This is a genomic window from Mycobacterium sp. MOTT36Y (assembly GCF_000262165.1).
Taxonomy (GTDB): Bacteria; Actinomycetota; Actinomycetes; order Mycobacteriales; family Mycobacteriaceae; genus Mycobacterium; species Mycobacterium intracellulare.
In genome coordinates, this window is sequence record NC_017904.1 from 3743547 (window position 1) to 3760191 (window position 16645).

Annotated in this window: 19 protein-coding genes and 4 tRNA genes; 14 read left to right on the forward strand and 9 right to left on the reverse strand. The window is 69.0% G+C overall.

Annotation, left to right across the window (positions count from 1 at the left end):
* Positions 1 to 159 precede the first annotated feature (159 nt).
* The 5 genes from W7S_RS16690 to W7S_RS16710 are packed head-to-tail and all read left to right on the forward strand — an operon-like array spanning position 160 to position 3829.
* The gene (locus tag W7S_RS16690) at positions 160 to 1518 is read left to right on the forward strand and encodes an aromatic-ring-hydroxylating dioxygenase subunit alpha (protein ID WP_014712036.1); all 1359 of its coding nucleotides are present in this window, start codon (positions 160 to 162) and stop codon (positions 1516 to 1518) included.
* Positions 1515 to 2045 (forward strand): 3-phenylpropionate/cinnamic acid dioxygenase subunit beta, encoded by a 531-nt coding sequence (locus W7S_RS16695; protein ID WP_014712037.1) that lies wholly within the window; start codon positions 1515 to 1517, stop codon positions 2043 to 2045. Before W7S_RS16690 ends, W7S_RS16695 begins: the two co-directional genes overlap by 4 nt.
* Complete coding sequence (locus tag W7S_RS16700) at positions 2042 to 2287, forward strand: hypothetical protein (RefSeq protein WP_008258372.1); 246 nt, start codon at positions 2042 to 2044, stop codon at positions 2285 to 2287. Before W7S_RS16695 ends, W7S_RS16700 begins: the two co-directional genes overlap by 4 nt.
* Positions 2271 to 3089 carry a 3-(cis-5,6-dihydroxycyclohexa-1,3-dien-1-yl)propanoate dehydrogenase gene (gene hcaB, locus W7S_RS16705; protein ID WP_008258374.1) on the forward strand — a complete coding sequence of 273 codons (819 nt, stop codon included), beginning with the start codon at positions 2271 to 2273 and terminating at the stop codon, positions 3087 to 3089. The genes W7S_RS16700 and hcaB overlap by 17 nt, the downstream gene beginning before the upstream one ends.
* Entirely contained in the window at positions 3086 to 3829 is a 744-nt protein-coding gene (locus W7S_RS16710) for a class II aldolase/adducin family protein (RefSeq protein WP_008258376.1), read from the forward strand. The genes hcaB and W7S_RS16710 overlap by 4 nt, the downstream gene beginning before the upstream one ends.
* Here the strand turns inward: W7S_RS16710 and W7S_RS16715 are convergent, their stop codons facing one another.
* Complete coding sequence (locus W7S_RS16715) at positions 3830 to 4645, reverse strand: IclR family transcriptional regulator (protein ID WP_008258378.1); 816 nt, start codon at positions 4643 to 4645, stop codon at positions 3830 to 3832. It lies immediately after the preceding gene.
* A 125-nt stretch (positions 4646 to 4770) separates the two neighbouring features.
* Between W7S_RS16715 and W7S_RS16720 the strand changes: the two genes are divergently transcribed.
* Complete coding sequence (locus W7S_RS16720; protein WP_008258381.1) at positions 4771 to 5442, forward strand: DedA family protein; 672 nt, start codon at positions 4771 to 4773, stop codon at positions 5440 to 5442.
* On the opposite strand, the gene W7S_RS16725 is transcribed toward W7S_RS16720, so the two are convergent.
* Entirely contained in the window at positions 5443 to 6060 is a 618-nt protein-coding gene (locus W7S_RS16725; RefSeq protein WP_008258383.1) for a TetR/AcrR family transcriptional regulator, read from the reverse strand.
* A 153-nt stretch (positions 6061 to 6213) separates the two neighbouring features.
* On the opposite strand from W7S_RS16725, the gene W7S_RS16730 reads away from it, so the two are divergent.
* Positions 6214 to 6651, forward strand: coding sequence for an anti-sigma factor antagonist (locus tag W7S_RS16730; protein WP_009952641.1), 438 nt, complete (start codon positions 6214 to 6216; stop codon positions 6649 to 6651).
* 32 nt (positions 6652 to 6683) lie between these two features.
* The gene (locus W7S_RS16735; protein WP_008258387.1) at positions 6684 to 7769 is read left to right on the forward strand and encodes a glutamate--cysteine ligase; all 1086 of its coding nucleotides are present in this window, start codon (positions 6684 to 6686) and stop codon (positions 7767 to 7769) included.
* A gap of 26 nt (positions 7770 to 7795) precedes the next feature.
* On the opposite strand, the gene W7S_RS16740 is transcribed toward W7S_RS16735, so the two are convergent.
* Genes W7S_RS16740 through W7S_RS16750 form a run of 3 tightly spaced genes read right to left on the reverse strand, consistent with a single transcriptional unit; the run spans position 7796 to position 10390 of the window.
* Positions 7796 to 8566 carry a sulfite exporter TauE/SafE family protein gene (locus tag W7S_RS16740; RefSeq protein ID WP_036429043.1) on the reverse strand — a complete coding sequence of 257 codons (771 nt, stop codon included), beginning with the start codon at positions 8564 to 8566 and terminating at the stop codon, positions 7796 to 7798.
* 55 nt (positions 8567 to 8621) lie between these two features.
* Entirely contained in the window at positions 8622 to 9563 is a 942-nt protein-coding gene (locus tag W7S_RS16745) for a catalase family peroxidase (RefSeq protein ID WP_008258396.1), read from the reverse strand.
* Positions 9564 to 9598: 35 nt separating this feature from the next.
* The gene (locus tag W7S_RS16750; protein WP_008258398.1) at positions 9599 to 10390 is read right to left on the reverse strand and encodes an SDR family NAD(P)-dependent oxidoreductase; all 792 of its coding nucleotides are present in this window, start codon (positions 10388 to 10390) and stop codon (positions 9599 to 9601) included.
* Between the two features lie 196 nt (positions 10391 to 10586).
* Between W7S_RS16750 and W7S_RS16755 the strand changes: the two genes are divergently transcribed.
* The 3 genes from W7S_RS16755 (at position 10587) to W7S_RS16765 (ending at position 13577) form a co-directional block, all read left to right on the forward strand.
* On the forward strand, positions 10587 to 11165 hold the full coding sequence (locus W7S_RS16755; RefSeq protein WP_008258400.1) for a hypothetical protein: 579 nt from the start codon (positions 10587 to 10589) through the stop codon (positions 11163 to 11165).
* Between the two features lie 70 nt (positions 11166 to 11235).
* Positions 11236 to 12783, forward strand: coding sequence for an AMP-binding protein (locus tag W7S_RS16760; protein WP_008258402.1), 1548 nt, complete (start codon positions 11236 to 11238; stop codon positions 12781 to 12783).
* 8 nt (positions 12784 to 12791) lie between these two features.
* The gene (locus tag W7S_RS16765; protein ID WP_008258404.1) at positions 12792 to 13577 is read left to right on the forward strand and encodes an MBL fold metallo-hydrolase; all 786 of its coding nucleotides are present in this window, start codon (positions 12792 to 12794) and stop codon (positions 13575 to 13577) included.
* Here W7S_RS16765 and W7S_RS16770 read toward each other — a convergent pair.
* The 3 genes from W7S_RS16770 to W7S_RS16785 all read right to left on the reverse strand — a co-directional run bounded on the left by W7S_RS16770 (position 13572) and on the right by W7S_RS16785 (position 15633).
* On the reverse strand, positions 13572 to 14402 hold the full coding sequence (locus tag W7S_RS16770; RefSeq protein WP_008258406.1) for an enoyl-CoA hydratase/isomerase family protein: 831 nt from the start codon (positions 14400 to 14402) through the stop codon (positions 13572 to 13574). The two genes, W7S_RS16765 and W7S_RS16770, sit on opposite strands and share 6 nt — an antisense overlap.
* A gap of 498 nt (positions 14403 to 14900) precedes the next feature.
* A complete protein-coding gene (locus tag W7S_RS16780) occupies positions 14901 to 15347 on the reverse strand; it encodes a hypothetical protein (RefSeq protein WP_008258408.1) in 447 nt (148 codons plus the stop codon).
* A 214-nt stretch (positions 15348 to 15561) separates the two neighbouring features.
* A tRNA-Val gene (locus W7S_RS16785) sits at positions 15562 to 15633 on the reverse strand.
* A 182-nt stretch (positions 15634 to 15815) separates the two neighbouring features.
* Here W7S_RS16785 and W7S_RS16790 point away from each other — a divergent pair.
* The 3 genes from W7S_RS16790 (at position 15816) to W7S_RS16800 (ending at position 16082) form a co-directional block, all read left to right on the forward strand.
* Positions 15816 to 15888, forward strand: a tRNA-Gly gene (locus W7S_RS16790).
* 28 nt (positions 15889 to 15916) lie between these two features.
* A tRNA-Cys gene (locus W7S_RS16795) sits at positions 15917 to 15990 on the forward strand.
* A gap of 17 nt (positions 15991 to 16007) precedes the next feature.
* Positions 16008 to 16082: transfer RNA gene (locus tag W7S_RS16800), tRNA-Val, on the forward strand.
* Positions 16083 to 16320: 238 nt separating this feature from the next.
* Here W7S_RS16800 and W7S_RS27190 read toward each other — a convergent pair.
* Positions 16321 to 16614, reverse strand: a complete 294-nt coding sequence (locus W7S_RS27190; RefSeq protein WP_162494287.1) for a hypothetical protein — start codon at positions 16612 to 16614, stop codon at positions 16321 to 16323.
* Between the last annotated feature and the right edge of the window lie 31 nt (positions 16615 to 16645).

Genomic DNA, 16645 nt, shown 5'->3' on the forward strand with positions numbered 1-16645 from the left:
GGTAGCCGGGGGTTTCCGGGATGTAATTGCGTGCCACCTGTGAATCGGCCCCAAGGATTCTGCGGACAACCTGGCGACGCGGGCGCCCGGCGGTTGACCGGCGCCGAAGACTGCGGGATTCTTCTGAGCGGAGAGTATTTCTGTACATCAGAGGGAGTCATGGCGCACCGGGACGGCGGATTGCTCGAAGTCTTCGAGAACGTGCGCCGCGGGATGATCCCCGCGCACATCTACAACGACTCCGAACTGTTCGCGCTGGAGAAGGAACGGCTGTTCGGCCGGGCGTGGACCTTCGTGGGGCACGAGTCCGAAATCCCGCACGACGGCGACTACGTGGTGCGCCGGGTGCTCGACGACTCGTTCATCATCACCCGGGATTCCGCCGGCGAGGTGCGGGCCCTGTTCAATATGTGCCTGCATCGCGGGATGCAGGTCTGTCGCGCGGAGATGGGAAACGCCTCCAACTTCCGCTGCCCCTACCACGGCTGGACCTACCGCAACGACGGACGGCTCACCGGGCTGCCGTTCCACCGGGAGGCCTACGGCGGCGACGAGGGGTTCGCCAAGGACCAAACCCTGTTGCCCGCACCGAATTTCGCGAGCTACAACGGTCTGCTGTTCATCAGCCTGGATCCGAATGCCGAACCGCTGGAAGACTTCCTGGGCGACTTCAGGTTCTACCTGGACTACTACACCAAGCAGAGCGCCGGCGGCGTCGAGGTGCGGGGGCCGCAGCGCTGGCGGATCAAGGCGAACTGGAAGATCGGCGCGGAGAACTTCGCCGGCGACATGTACCACACCCCACACACCCACGCGTCGATCGTCGAGATCGGCCTGTTCCGCGAGCCGAAAGCCCAGAAGCGCAAGGACGGCGCCACCTACTGGGCGCACCGCGGCGGGGGCACCACCTACAAACTGCCCCCCGGCAGCTTCGAGGAGCGGATGCGCTACGTCGGCTACCCCGCCGAGATGATCGGCCGCATCAAGGACGTGTGGACCCCGCAACAGCAGCGGGTCGTCGGCGAGGACGGGTTCATGATCTCCGCGGCGACCTGCTTTCCGAACCTGAGTTTCGTGCACAACTGGCCCAAGGTCCGCGGCGGTCGCGACGACAAGAAAGCAGAAGTGTTGCCGTTCATCTCGATCCGGTTGTGGCAACCCATCAGCGAGAACGAGACCGAGGTGTGTTCGTGGTTCGCCGTGGACTCCACCGCTCCCCCGCAGTACAAACAGGATTCGTACAAGGCGTATCTGATGTGCTTCGGGTCGACGGGCATGTTCGAACAGGACGATGTGGAGAACTGGGTGTCGCTGACCACCACCGCGGGCGGTTCGATGGCGCGACGGCTGCTGCTGAACAGCCGCATGGGCCTGCTCGCCGACGACCGCTCAGTCGTCGAGCCGTTGGCGCCCAACGCTTTTCACGGCCCCGGACGCGCGCAGGTCGGCTACAACGAGCACAACCAGCGGGCGCTTTTGGCCATGTGGGCCGACTACCTGCAGGGGGCGGGCACATGAGAAAGCCCCTGCCCTTCAGCGACAGTCGACACCTCGAGGCGCACCAGTTCCTGGTGGACGAGGCGTACCTGCTCGACGGCCAACGGTATGAGGCGTGGCTGGACACGCTGACCGACGACGTCCGCTACACCATGCCGGTGCGGGTCACCGCCGCGCGCGGCGCGGGATTCGACGCGTCGCCGTTTCCCGAGCCCGGCATGGCCCATTTCGATGAGGACAAGTACTCCCTGACCCAGCGGGTCGCGCGGATGGGCACCGAGCACGTGTGGGCCGAGGACCCGCCGTCGCGGCTGCGGCACTTCATCACCAACGTGCGCACCTTCGAGTGCGACGATTCCGAGGACGTGGTCGTCGAATCGGCCGAGCTGCTGTTCCGCAGCCGCGGCGACGTCAACGAGGCCGCCCTGCTGTCCTGCGGGCGCGAGGACCTCCTGCGCCGGTGTGGCGATCGCTTCAAGCTGGCGCGGCGCACCATCCTCGCCGACGAGTCGGTGCTACGGATGCAGAACCTGGCGGTGTTCCTATGAGCGACGAACCCATCACGATCGCCAACGAATTCACCGAGGTCGTGGTGCGCCGGATCGACACCCGCAACGGGTCACGCCTGCTGATCAGCGCCCCCAGGTCCGGGGAGTCGATCACCCTCGACGCGCTCGAGGTCGAGGCCCTGACCTGGCAGAACCCCCGTACTCTAGCTGCCATGGTCGGCAACTCCCACGCGCCGCTGCTGCCCGACGATCCCGAGGAGCGCGATGACGGGCTGGCTTGAGGGCAAGCGCGCGCTGGTCGTCGGCGCGGGTTCGGGAATCGGGCGCGCCGTCCTCGACGCGTTTCGCGCCGAGGGCGCGAAAGTCGCCGCGCTGGAACGCGTTCCGGAGAAGTGCGCCGCGCTGCGCGCGCAGCTGCCCGACGTACCGGTGACCGAGGGCGACGCGACCGCCTACGACGCCAACGAACGGGCCGTCACCGCCGCGGTGGAGGCCTTCGGCGGGCTGGACACGCTGGTCAACTGTGTCGGAATCTTCGACTTCTACCGGGGCATCGGCGACATCGACCCGCCCGACCTGCCCGGCGCGTTCGACGAGATGTTTCGCACCAACGTGCTCAGCCACATGCAGTCGGTCAAGGCGGCGATCCCCGCGCTTCGGCACGCGGGAGGGGCCTCGATCGTGCTGACCGAGTCCGCCTCGTCGTTCTACCCGGGACGCGGCGGCGCGCTGTACGTCTCCTCGAAATTCGCGGTGCGCGGCCTGGTTTCGGCGCTGGCCCACGAGTTGGCGCCGGGGATCCGGGTCAACGGGGTGGCGCCCGGCGGCACGCTGAACACCGATCTGCGCGGCCTCGCCAGCCTGGGGCTGGGCGACACCCGGCTGGACGACAGACCCGGCCGGGCCCGCGAGGTGGCGGACCGCACTCCCCTGCACGTCGCGCTCACCGGCGAAGACCACGCGTTCAGTTATGTGTTCCTGGCGTCCGACCGCTCCCGCGGGATCACCGGCGAAACCGTGCGTCCCGACGGCGGATTCGGCCTCGGCGCAACGAAACCCGACCCGAAAGGGACCGAACCATGACCGACCGGCTGGAGCGGCAGCGAACCCTGGTCGCGCAGGGGTGCCGCGTCGCGGCCGCCCGCGGCCTGGTCGACGGCATCCTCGGCCACCTGAGCCAGCGGGTCGACGACGAGCGCCTGCTGGTGCGCTGCCGCAGCGACGCCGACGACGGGGTGGCGTTCACCCGGCCCAGCGACATCCGGCTGGTCCGATTCGACGGCAGCCCCGGCGCCCCAGGCGAACTCGACGGGTACCGGGTGCCCAACGAACTGCCCATCCACGTCGAGACCATGCTCGCCGACCCGCGCCACACGGCCGTCGCGCACCTGCACCCGCCGGCGGTGGTCGCCGCCGATTTGGCCGGCATCACGATCCGGCCCATCTACGGCGCCTACGACATTCCCGGCGCCTGGCTGGCGCGCGGCGGTGTCCCCGTCTACGAACGCGCCGTGCTGATCCGAGATTCGCGGCTGGGCAAGGAGATGGTGGCGGCCATGCGCGGTGCGCCCGTGGTGATCTGCCGCGGACACGGAATCACCAGCGCCGCGGCCACGGTGCCGCAGGCGGTGCTGCAGGCGATCAGCCTCGACGCGCTGGCCCGCATGGCGTTGCGAGTGCGCGCCGCCGGCGGCACGCCGCGCGACATCGACGACGCGGACTGGGAGGACCTGCCGGATCTGGGGCCCGCGCTCACCGCCGAGGCGGCCTGGCGCCACGAAGTGGCGCGACTCCCGTCGGGGCCCGCATCGTCGCCGGCCTAGCTAGCCGAGCAGATCGCCAATCTCCTTGGCGGCGTTGACAAGTGCGGCGGCTACCGCCGGATACCGGGAGGGGTCCAGCCGGTGTTGCGGCGCGGCGGCGTTGAGCGCGAGCCGCAGGCCGGGCGCCCGGGCCGGGATGGGCACGGCGACCGAGGCGACGCCCTCCTCGCTCTCCTCCCGGTTGGTGGCGTAGCCGCGTTCGCGGATGCCGGACAGCTCGGCTTCCAGCTCGACGCGGCTGGCGATCGAATGCGCGGTGATGCGCTCGAGCCGCTCGCGCGGCAGCAGCGCACGCAATTCCGGTGGCGACAACTGGGCCAGCATCACCTTGCCCGTCGAGGTGCAGTGCGCGGGCATCGTGCGGCCCAGCCGGGACGCCACCCGCACCGCGGCCGGCCCCTCGACGGCGGCCACGAAGCGGACGCTGGCGCCGTCCAGCATTCCGACGTGCACGGTCTCGCGCAGCTGTTCGCTGAGGCCGCGCAGGACGGGCGCGGCGGATCGCGCGATGTCGACGCGGCCGAAGATCGCGAACGCCACCCCGGTCAATGACGGGCCGGGCAGGTACGCCTTGGACACCGGGTCCTGCCGGACGAAGCCGCGGTAGGCCAGCATCGCCAGCAACCGGTGCGCGGTCGACGACGCCACACCCAGATAGCGGGTCGCCTCGCTCAACCGGATCTGGGGTTGTTCGCCCAGCAGCAACAACAGCTTGAGCGCATTGTCGACCGACTCGATCGGATACTGCGGCGCAAGCGAATCGGCGGGCGCCGCCGCGGCGACATCCCGTGCGGCGCGCTCGCGCTTGGGTGGCATGGCTCAACGGTAACCAGTCGGCGCCGGACGCAGGAGGGTTTCGTCCCGTGGGCCCGGGCGCCGCAAGCGAATTGAAACGCGCACCTTGGGGCGCGGATCGGCGGCCGGTCAGGCATCCTTGACGCATGAATGTGGAGCCCTTGCTGCACTCGATCCCGCCGCTCGCGGTCTACGTGGTGGTCGGCGGTGTGGTCGGGATCGAGAGCCTGGGCATCCCGCTGCCGGGCGAGATCGTGTTGGTGACCGCGGCCCTGATGTCGTCGCATCACGACCTGGCCGTCAATCCGATCGGGGTCGGCGCCGCCGCGGTGATCGGCGCGGTGATCGGAGATTCGATCGGGTACGCGATCGGGCGCCGCTTCGGCATGCCGCTCTTCGACCGGCTCGGCCGGCGATTCCCCAAGCATTTCGGTCCCGGACACGTCGCGCTCGCCGAGAAGCTGTTCAACCGGTGGGGCGCGCGGGCCGTCTTCCTGGGTCGGTTCATCGCGCTGTTGCGGATTCTGGCCGGGCCGCTGGCGGGTGCGTTGAAGATGCACTATCCGCGGTTCCTGGCGGCCAACGTCTCGGGCGCCATCTGCTGGGCGGGCGGCACGACCGCGCTGGTGTACTTCGCCGGCATCGCGGCCGAACGCTGGCTGGAGCGGTTCTCCTGGATCGGGCTGGTGGTCGCCGTGGTGGCCGGTCTCACCGCGGCAATCCTGTTGCGCGAGCGCACATCACGGGCGATTGCCGAATTGGAGGCCGAGCATCACCGCAAGACCGCGGAGGCCGCCACGCAAGCCGACACGGTCTGACTAAACGGCCTCGCCGGTGTCGGCCACCAGCGGCGGCCGGTGTTCGTCGATCAGGGCGCGGGCCATCCGGCGCGCGCGCTTGGCCGCGTCGAGGTCCCCGACGGCGGCGAGGATGATGGCGCCCTTCATCAGGATGTGCCACGACGAGGCGAAGTCTTCGATGTCGGTCAACCCCGCCGCGATCGCGCGGCTGCGCACGATGTCGCGGACGTGGTCGATGTGGGTGATGCAGGCCCGTCCGGCCGGATGGTCCGGCCCGACTTCAAGCAGCACGTTGATGAACGAGCAGCCTTCGTATCCGTCACGGAGCTGGAACCAGTCGTGCATGACGTCGAAGATCGCCAGCAACTGTTCCTCGGGGGTGGTACCGCGCTGCCGCGACTGCTCCTCGATCAAACCGTGCGTCCAGAGCTCCTCCCGGCGCTGCAGCACGGCCAGCACCAGGTCGGTCTTGGTGGCGAAATGGCGGTACAGCGTCGCCCTGGCGACACCGGCCCGCGCGATCACCTCGTCGGTGCCCACGGCGCGGATGCCGCGGCGGCTGAACAGCTCATATGCCGCGGTCAGCACGCGTTCACGCGCCGACGCGGCAGGCGTCCCGACATCGGAGGTTGTCATACGGGCCTTACCGTACTCTTAGCCCCGGACCCGTAGACAGACCGCCCTGTCTCGTTATACAAATGAGATTCGCATCCGCGAACAGTCTGTCTTCAGACAATAGGACGGGCATCCTCGCGGCGTCTCGGACGCCGGTCGATCAGGGGGTCCATCATGAACTCAGCCATTGCGGAACAATTGCCCACCACTCACCTCATGCTGAGCACCAAGCTGGTGTATGAGCTGGGCGATCCGCACAGCACGCTACGGGCGACCGCCGATCGTTGCGGCCCGGCGGTGCTGATCTACGCGGGGGGCGAGATCGACGCGTGCAACGAGCACACCTGGCGCCACCTGGTCAGCGAGGCGGCCGGCGTCGTCACCGCGCCCGGCCCGTTCGTCGTCGACGTCACCGGGCTCGAGTTCATGGGCTGCTGCGCGTTCGCGGTGCTCGCCGACGAGGCGAAGCGCTGCCAGAAACGCGGCATCGATCTGCGGCTGGTGAGCTGCGAGCCGATCGTCGCCCGCATCATCGACGCGTGCGGGCTCGGCGGCGTGCTGCCCATCTACCCCACCGTCGACTCCGCGTTGTCCGCGGCCGCGCGCTGGTAACCACACGGCACTGCTCGGCCGTAATCGGCTGAATGAGCGGCCATCCCACCGTCGGCGCGGAGGAAGAGTTTCTCCTCGTCGACCCGCGAACCGGTGAGCCGTCCCCGCGCAACGCCGCCGTGGCGGCCGAGGCCGAGCGGCACGGCGTCGCGCTGCAGCTGGAACTGAGCAGCTGCCAGGTGGAAACCACATCCGACGTGGCGGCGAGCGCCGCCGAGCTCGGTGAGGAACTGCGCCGGCTGCGACGCGCCGCGGCGCAGGCCGCGCAATCCGTCGGCGTCCAGCTGCTGGCCTGCGGGCTTCCGCCGGCCACCCCGCATGCGTTCCCGGTCACCGACACGCCGCGCTACCGGCGGATCGGCGACGAGTTCGGGATGATCGCCCACGAGCAGGGCATCTGCGGATGCCACGTGCATGTGCAGGTGCCCGACCGTGCCGCGGCCATCCATGTCAGCAACTGGCTGCGGCCGTGGCTGCCGTCATTGCTTGCGCTGTCGGCCAATTCGCGGGTGTACCGCAACGCCGACAGCGGCTACGCGAGCTGGCGCAGCGTGCTGTGGCGGCGCTGGCCGGCCGCGGGTGCGCCGCCGTTTTTCGCCTCGCCCGGCGAATACGACGAAGCGGTACGCATGCTGGTCGACACCGGGGTGATCCTCGACAAGGACATGGTCTATTGGGACGTGCGCCCTTCGGCGGAGTTCCCGACGGTGGAGGTGCGCGTGGCCGACGTGCCCGCCACGGTCGACGAGACCGTGCTGCTGGCAACGTTGATCAGGGCCGCCGTGATGACGGCGCTCGACTCACCCGACGACGCCCGCCGGCTACCGCCCGGCGCGCTGCGCGCGGCGTATTGGAAGGCCGCGCACGACGGATTGTCCGGGCATACACTCGATCTGATCCACGGCCGCGGGGCGGTGCCGGCGCGTGAGCAACTGGGAACGCTCGTGCAACGGGTCCGCCCGGCGCTCAAGTCACTGGGGGAATACCGGCACGTCGTCCATGAACTCGACCGCGTCGCGACGCTAGGCAATGGGGCGATGCGGCAGCTGCGGGCGTGGCGCCGACGCGGCGAGGTGGCGGACGTCATCGCCGAAGCCGCAGCGGCCACGCTGAGTTGAGTCTCGTTGCCGCACAACACTTCTCGTCAGGCCACCGCGAGCAGCCGATACAGCCCGATCAGGCCCACGACCACGATGATGGCGCGCAGCGCGTTGCCCGATAGCCGGCGTCCGTAACGCGCCCCGAGCAGGCCACCGACCAGCGAGCCCGCCGCGATCAGCCCGGCGGCCGGCCAGCTGATCCGGTCGAACGCCGCGGCCGTATAGGCAACGGCGGCAACCACATTCACCACCAGGGCCAGGAGGTTTTTGGCGGCGTTCATGCGTTGCACCGACTCCGGCAGCAAGGCCCCCATCAGCCCGACCAGCAAAATGCCTTGGGCGGCGGTGAAATAGCCGCCGTAGACGCCGACGGCGAAGGTGCCCAGCACCAGCGTCGCCATCCGCCCCGGCGGGACGTGCTCGGGTGAGCGGCCCGCCTGCGCGGCGCGCCGGCCGGTCCACGCCTGGATCCGCGGCCCGATCACCACCAGCGCCAGCGCCAGCACCAGCAGCACGGGCACGATCTCGGCGAACACCTTCTCGGGCAGATGCAACAGCAGATAGGCGCCCAGCGTCGCGCCGGCCAGCGAAGCCGGCAGCTGCCAGCGCAACCGATCCCACTGACCGCGCAACTCGGCGCGATAGCCCCAGGTCGCCGACACGCTGCCGGCGACCAGGCCCGTCGCGTTCGACATGGTGGCCGTCACGGGTGGAAAGCCGAGCGCAACCAGCGTCGGGAAGGTGATCAGGGTGCCGGAGCCGACCAGCGCGTTGATCGCCCCGGCCGCCAGTCCGGCCAGGCATATGAGGAACATCTGAAATGGCGACACCGAAGAAAAACCTTAGCCTGCCGCCGATTTCGTCGCATGTTCAGGCGGGCGGGGCTTCGGCGCCGCGCTCGACCCCGGTGCGCAGCTTGACCGACGCCGAATAGGCCAGCGTCCGGAAATGCAGGACCGGATCGTCGGAGGGTTCGATGCCGTCGGTCACCCGCATCGGGTCGAACACCACGATGTCGCCGCCGTGTTCGCGCTCGGTGTCCAGACCGGTGATCTGCAGGGAGCCGACGGTGACGATCTGGGTGCTCTGCCAGGCCGACGACGGGTCCACCGTGGAGTCGGTGGGCCCGGCGATCTGCACCCGGAAGTCGAACCGCACCGGTCCACCGTCCAGCCGCGTCGCCAGCTCGTCGGTGAGGAAGTCCGGATCCTTGCCGTGGGCGTCCGACACCGACAGGTACTCCTCGGCAGCGATCGGAACCAGGTGGTAGCGAACGAATCTGGCGCTGCCGTCGGTGGCGACCCAGCGGAACGCGTGCAGGCCGTGGTATTCGGTGGTGGCATAGCTCGCAGGGATCCGGTTGGCCTCCCGCAGGATGGGCAACGCGCCGAGCAGCCGCGGGTGGGTGAGCAGGTGCTTGCCCATGCGCAGCGGCGTCATCAGGCCGGGCCGCATCGCCTTGAGCAGATCGATGAAGCCGTCCGGCGTGCTGGAGACGAAGAGCCGGGCGGTCTGCGTCGAGACGTCGGTGGTGGAGCCGTCGGGCAGGGTGAACTTCACCGCCATCCCACGCACGCCGGGCCGGCCGTCGCGCTGCTTGGGGTTGCCCGATCCGTTGGAGAACCGGATCAGCGCCGGGACCGGCGAGCCGTCGAGATGGCTTGCGCGCGAGAGCATTACCGCGTCGCGGGCCGCGGTGAACGTGCCCCGGTACAGGGTGCCCTTCGCATGCAACGCGCGGCAGCCCGGCTGAGCGCCGCCGGCGCCCCGGATCGCCTCGATCGCTTGGTCAGGGGTTAATCCACCGCTCATGGACGAATCTTAGTGGCATTTGAATCGCAGTGGTATCAGCTGGGAAAGCCGAAGAGTTCGACGACACCGTGGTCGCGACCGGCGGTGTAGCCGCCGTCGACGGCGAGGGCCTGACCGCTGACGAAGGAGGCGTCGGGCGACAGCAGGAAGGCGGCCATGGCCGCGATCTCCTCGGGCTGTCCAAGCCGCTGCAGCGCGTGCTCCTTGGTGATGGAGGCGAGCGGGCCCTCCATCCCGGGAATGCTGAACACGCTGTGCGCCATCGGGGTTTCGATGAAGCCGGGACAGATGACGTTCGCCCGGATGCCGCTCGGGCCGTAGTCGAGGGCGATGTTCTTGGTGAGCAGCACGACGCCGCCCTTGGCCGCGTTGTAGGAGCTGCCGCCCGCGGTGCCCTCCAGGCCCTCGACGCTGGCGACGGTCACGATCGAGCCCCGCTCACCCTCGGCGCGGGGTTGGTCGATCATCCTGGCCAGGGCCGCCTTGGCGACCAGGAAGGTGCCGGTGAGGTTGATCCCGATCACCCGGTCCCATTCGGCGCGCTCCAGCAGGTGCACCGGGCCTCCCCCGGCGACACCGGCGGCGTGGAAGAGGCCGTCGAGGCGGCCCGGCACGGCGTCCAGCACCGCGGAGATCGCGGCCTCGTCGGTCACGTCGGCGGGCACGAACGTGAACCGCGGGCCCAGGTCATCCGGCGGTGCCGCCAGGTCGGCGCCGACGACGGTGCCGCCCTCGGCCAACAACCGTCGCGCGGTGGCCAGCCCGATTCCGGAGGCGGCGCCGGTCACGACGAAGGTGCGGGAGCGGGCGCGATCGGGGTTCACCATGTCGGATCCTCCTCGGGGGCGGGTCGGGCGGCCCCGTCATGGTGACACACCGGCCCGGGATCAGTTCGCGGATACCGGATTTGCGATAGCCGCGCTGGATCGACTCATAGCGAGCCCATCTTGGACATCGGCCCTGGCGCCGGAGGACGATAGGACCGCGCTCGAATCCGCGCCGCCCAGAGAGTGAGGAACAACGATGTCATCGACTCAGCCGCAGGCGTTCTTTTCCACCGCCCTCGGGGCGCTTGGCGCGGTGGTGGCCGCGGTGTTCGTCCTGGCCGGCCCCCACGCATCCGTCGGGATTGCGCTGGCCTCCGACGAGGCGATCGCCATCGCGCAGGGCGTCTCGGTCACCCCCGCACCCGGCTGGACACTGGGAAACCGCGGCCCCAACTGGGTGGCGCTGAACAACGCCGACACCAGCGCGCAGATGCGGATCACCGTCAAACACGCCGGCGGCACCGACGCCGCCGCGGTTCTGCAAGCCGACATCGACCAGTACGTGAGCGGCGCATCGGCCATCTTGGCCGGTGTGAACCGATTGACCGCTCCCGACGTCACGCCGCTGCAGGGGCCCAACTTTCAGCAGCAAGCGTCGGTCAACTACACGGCCAACGTGGTGAACCCGCAGGGCACGATTCCGGTGATCGGCACGTTCACCGAGCTGCTGAACACGTCGAACGGGCGCTCGGCATTCATCGACTTCCGCCAAGGCGGCAGCGCGACCACCCAAGCCGCGGGCGACGGCGGAATGATGGTCGGCTCCATGGAATGACGCCCCGCCGTCGGGCACGGCGCAGCGATCCCGTATTACCGAGTGGAACACATCGAACGCGGAGGGGTTCATGCCACAAACCGACACGGCGGAGACGCTCGCCGGGATCGTCGAACGACACGCCCTACAGCGGCCCGAGGCGATCGCGATCCGCTACGGCGAGCGCCAGTGGTCGTGGGCCGAGTGGAGCTCGCGGATCCGTCGCGCCGCGGGGGCGCTGCGCGACGCCGGGATAGAGCGGGGCCAGTGCGTGGCGTTCCTGGACAAGAACCATCCCGCCTGCCTCGAGGTGCTGATCGCCGGGGCCTCCGTCGGCGTGGTCACCACCGTCGTCAACTGGCGGGTGATCGGCGACGAGCTCGTCCACGTGCTCGCCGACAGCGGGGCCCGCGTGCTGCTGGTCGGCGCCGAGCTGCGCACCGCCGCCGAGGCGGCCGCCGAGCGGGTACCCGGCCTGGAACGCATCATCGAGGTCGGCGAGGAGTACGAATCGTTGCTCGCCGCGGCGTCACCGGCCGAGGCCGACGCGGGGCTCGACCCGAACGAGACCGCGTTGGTGATCTACAGCTCGGGCACCACCGGACGGCCCAAGGGCGTGCTGCTCAGCCAGCGCGCGCTGGTCAACCACGCGGCGAACCTCGCGCCGGCGTTCCCGTTCGCCGACGGGGACGCGAACCTGGTCGCCATGCCGTTGTTCCATGTGGGCGGGATAGGCTACGCGCTGTTCGGGATCCGTTCGGGCGCACCGACTTTCCTGACCCGCGAACCCGACGCCGCGACGCTGATCGGCGCGGTGCGCGCCGGCGCCACCCACGCGTTCTTCGTGCCGCCGGTGATCGCCCGGTTCCTGCAGGCGGGTGAGGCGGCGACCGCCGCCATCGCCGGCCTGCGCTACATCGTCTACGGGGCGGCGCCGATGCCGCTGCCGTTGCTGCATCGGGCGCTGTCGACATGGCCGGACACGAAATTCGTGCAGGTGTACGGACAGACCGAGCTGTGCGGCGCGGTCACGGCCCTGTCCGACGCCGACCACCGTGATTCGGCGCGCCCCGAATTGCAGCTCTCGGCCGGAAAGGCGGTGCTGGGCTGCGAGATTCGCATCGTCGACCCCGAGACGGGCGCCTCGTTGCCGCCCGGGGAGTCCGGTGAGGTGTGGGTGCGCAGCAACCAGAACATGACCGGGTACCTCAACCGCCCGGAGGCGACCGCCGAGACGATCACCGCCGACGACTGGGTGCGCACCGGCGACGTCGGGCGCCTCGACGCCGACGACTACGTCTACATCGAGGACCGGCTGAAGGACATGATCATCACCGGCGGTGAGAACGTGTACGGCCCCGAGGTGGAAAGCGTGCTCATCGAGCATCCCGCCGTGGCCGATGCCGCGGTGATCGGGGTGCCCGACGACTTCTGGGGAGAATCGGTCAAGGCGATCGTGGTGGCCGACGGCGAGGCCGAACCCGCCGGCATCATCGAATTCTGCCGCCAGCATCTGGCGGGCTTCAAATGCCCACGCACCGTGGATTTCGTGTCGGAGCTCCCCCGCAATGCGAGCGGAAAGATCCTCAAAACGCAGCTGCGGGAACCGTTTTGGCGAGACCGGTCCCGCGGAATATGAGCGGCCGTGTGGACGCGCAGCGGCGTGACTGCGCGATCAGTGTGCTGGGCGGTCCGACGACGGTGATCGACATCGCGGGCCGCAGGATCGTGATGGACCCGACCTTCGACCCGCCCGGGGTGCACGCCTACCTGACCAAGCTGACCGGTCCCGCGGTGAACGCCGACGCCCTGGGCGCGGTGGATGCGGTGTTGGTCAGCCACGACCAGCATCCCGACAACTTCGACGACGATGGCCGACGCATGGCGCTGGCCGCGCCGCTGCTGCTCACCCATCCCGGGGCGGCCGCCCGGCTGGGCCCGCCCGCGGTCGGGTTGGCGCCCTGGGACTCCCACGAGCTTGGCGGCGGGACCGGATCGCTTACCGCGCAAGCGGTTCCCGCCGTGCACGGCCCCGCCGACGGGCAACGGGACGACGGCGGCCACGTCAACTGCGAGGTGACCGGCTTTGTGCTATCGGGGCCCGGGCTGCCGACGGTGTACCTCAGCGGCGACAACGCCTCGATGAGCGCGGTCAAGGACGTCGCCGATCGGGTCGGGCAGGTCGACATCGCGGTGCTGTTCGCCGGGGCGGCGAGCGTGCCCACCAAGGAGCGCGGGCGGCCGTTGACGCTGACCGCGGCGCGCGCGGCCGCCGCCGCCGAGGTGCTCGGCGCCAAGGCGGTGATCCCGGCTCACGTCGACGGCTGGGCCCACTTCAGCGAGGGCCTCGACGAATTCGTCGCCGCGTTCGATCAGGCCGGCATCAGCAGCCTGCTGAAGGTTGCGCCCCACGGGGAATGGATCGAGTTATAGGCGTCCCTCGACGCGCAGTTCCGGATGCACCCAGTCGGGCGAGCGGCGTTCCTTGAACGAGCGGAAGCCCTCGATGGCCTCGGCGTCGGACAGGCTGGAGGTCATGCCGATGCGGTCATACAGGCCGAGGTAACTGTCGATGCTGGACTTGATGACGCCGCGGGCGCGCGGCGCGGTCCGACAGCATTGCGCGAGTAGGTCTTTCGCCGCGTCCAGCAGGCCCTCGTGCGGCACCACCCGGGTGACCAGGCCCCAGTCGAGGGCTTCGACCGCGGTCAGCACCCGTCCGGTGAACATGAGGTCGCGGGTGCGCACCGGCCCGATGACGCGGGTGAGCATCTGGCTGTAGTAGGTGTCGGCGTAGCCGCGGAACAACTCGGGCACCCGGAAGGTCGCCCGATCGCTCACCACCGACAGGTCGCTGCACAGCGCGATCTGGAATCCGCCGCCCTGGCAGAGTCCGTTGACCGCGGAGACGATGGGCTTGGCCGAAGTGCGCACCGCGTCGAACGGCGTCACGTCCATGCCCAGCGCGGAACCGAAGGTGATCCAGTTGTCCTCGCCTCCCCCGCCGCCCATGTCGCCGCCGGGCGCGAAGACATCGCCGGTTCCGGTGAGCACCAGCCCGGCCAGATCCGGGTCCTCGTTGAGACGTCCTACGGCATAACGGATTCCGAAGTACATCGCCGGGCTCAGGGCGTTGCGCGCGTCGGGGCGGTCGATGGTGCACACCGCGATCGGTCCCTGGCGCTCGAAGCGCAGATAGGGCGTGCCCAGCCAGTCTCCCTCGGGAGGGCGGGGCGCTGTCGGGGGATTCTGAGGCACGGGGCTCCTCTCGGGTCGGCGCCGCTACTGTAGCTCTTACAGTATCCGCGGGGCCGGGCGCCACCCCGATTGCGGGTTCAGGGCCGGCCGCGGCTCCCGGTGCTCGTGTGCTGGCGTTCGAGCTCGCGCAGGCGGCGCGCTTCCCTCGTCAGCCACGCCAGCCCCGCCGCGGCCGTCAGCAACGACACCGCCGCGGCGGCGACTCCGGCGCCAACCCGGCCGTCAGCGAAGCACGCGAGACAGATTGCCAACGCCACGACTCCGGCCCCCCCAGAAGCACACCCGGGGCTTTGGCGGGATTTTTCAGGGCTTGGCCAACCCGCGGGCGGCTGGACCGTTGATGGTCGAGCGGATCTCGAGCCGTGTCTCCCATGATCCCTTCCTCTGTTGCTGTGAGTCGTCCTCTACAGCTGTACCCGTCGCGCGGGCGGGTAATAGTCGTTCGGATCGGAAGCGCTATTCGTTGATGGATGCGGGCTTTTCGCGAAGCCGCTCGCGTTATCGCAGGATCTGCGCGAGCTTTCGCCATCGCCGATGCCGGTGGCGAAACATGAGCCGGACGAAGGCGCGGGTCAGTAGGCCATGCAGGCCGTCGTCGGTTTCGATCTCGTCGGTGTAGCGGCAGCTGCGCTCGTCGATGGGTTCAAACGTCAGGCGGTGGTTCCACGTGCGGACCGGTCCCCCGTGCTCGTTGGTGTAGATCTCGGTCGGTTCGAGGCGCTTGATGGTGAGGTGGTGGGTCCAGGCGGGGATCACGCCGAACCACCAGAACCGCGCCGATCCCTGGGTGCCGACCTCGATGCGCTCGGGGACGTCGAGGCGATAGGTCCGCAGCACGGGGCTCAACACATGGCGCATCAGCTCGGGCTTGCGCGCCAGGGCGGCGGCGGTCTCGGCGGGGATCGGCAGCTCGGTAGTTAGGGTTACCTTACTCACGCGGTTCATGGTGGCCCAGCGGGCGCGTTCCGGCAAGGGCAGCGTGGCCTCGGGGCTTGTGGCCGCGACTTCGTCTCGCCGAGCGGTTAACCCGACACGGCGCACCAAGCGGGCCGCTATCAGGACCAGGAAACATCGGTTGGGGTCAGGACGCTATCGCGCGAGAAGGCGAGGGAGCAGAGGTGGATCAGGGGGGAACTGCTCAGTGACCTGGGTCGATGTGTGGTCCCGGCTGGGATCGAACCAGCGACCTTCCGCGTGTGAAGCGGACGCTCTCCCACTGAGCCACGGGACCGGCGCCGAGATGGCGAACGACGTCGAAGACTAGCACGTGCAGACCCCGACGATACCGACCGCATCGGCATGCCGGGCGCGACGCGATAGCCTAGACACGGCTCGTACCAAGAAATTTGTATGTGCCCGCTCACGTGGACTATCGTCGTGCTTCGCACCGGGCGACGATCTCGTCCGAGGCGCGCGGATGTAGCGCAGTTGGTAGCGCATCACCTTGCCAAGGTGAGGGTCGCGGGTTCGAATCCCGTCATCCGCTCGAAGGTGCAAGTGGCGTGGACCCCAACGGTGGAGTGGCCGAGTGGTGAGGCAACGGCCTGCAAAGCCGTGCACACGGGTTCGATTCCCGTCTCCACCTCCAAGCTTTTGGTTTCCCCGGCGCGATTAGCTCAGCGGGAGAGCGCTTCCCTGACACGGAAGAGGTCACTGGTTCAATCCCAGTATCGCGCACCACATCGGTACTGCTTATCCGCCGTAGCTGGGCATCGAGACAATCTCATGTAACTGGCATGCGCGAGCGCCGAGAGGGACATCGCCGATTGCGTGGCGAGTCATGCTCGCGACGAAACCCTCCCACACCTTGAGCGTGCGACGTCGAATACGTGCCGCCTTTTCAGCGGGCGCCGGGGCCGGGACTTGCGGTTGCAGTGATGGGCGGCTCAGATTCCGACTGACTCCGGCCCCAGGGCATTCACCGGCCGGGGGCGGGCATGGGCATGTTCGGCATCGGCGACATGCTCGGCCTGTTCTCCATCGGCATTTTCATGCCTTTCATCATTGAGGCACAGCAATCCTTCGACTGGGCAGCCGGCGGGTCCGCTTTCATCATGGAGCAGCAGTCCGACTTAGCGAAGAGGAGATAGACGACGGCGATGATGACAACGATGCCGACGCCGATGCCGACGATGGCGAGGATTCGGTAAAGCCAGCGAGTCCACGTCGGGCCGGTCGGAGTTCGTGATGTGGTGGAAGCGGTGTCGGTCATCACTCCTTACCTTTCATGCGGGATAACCTCG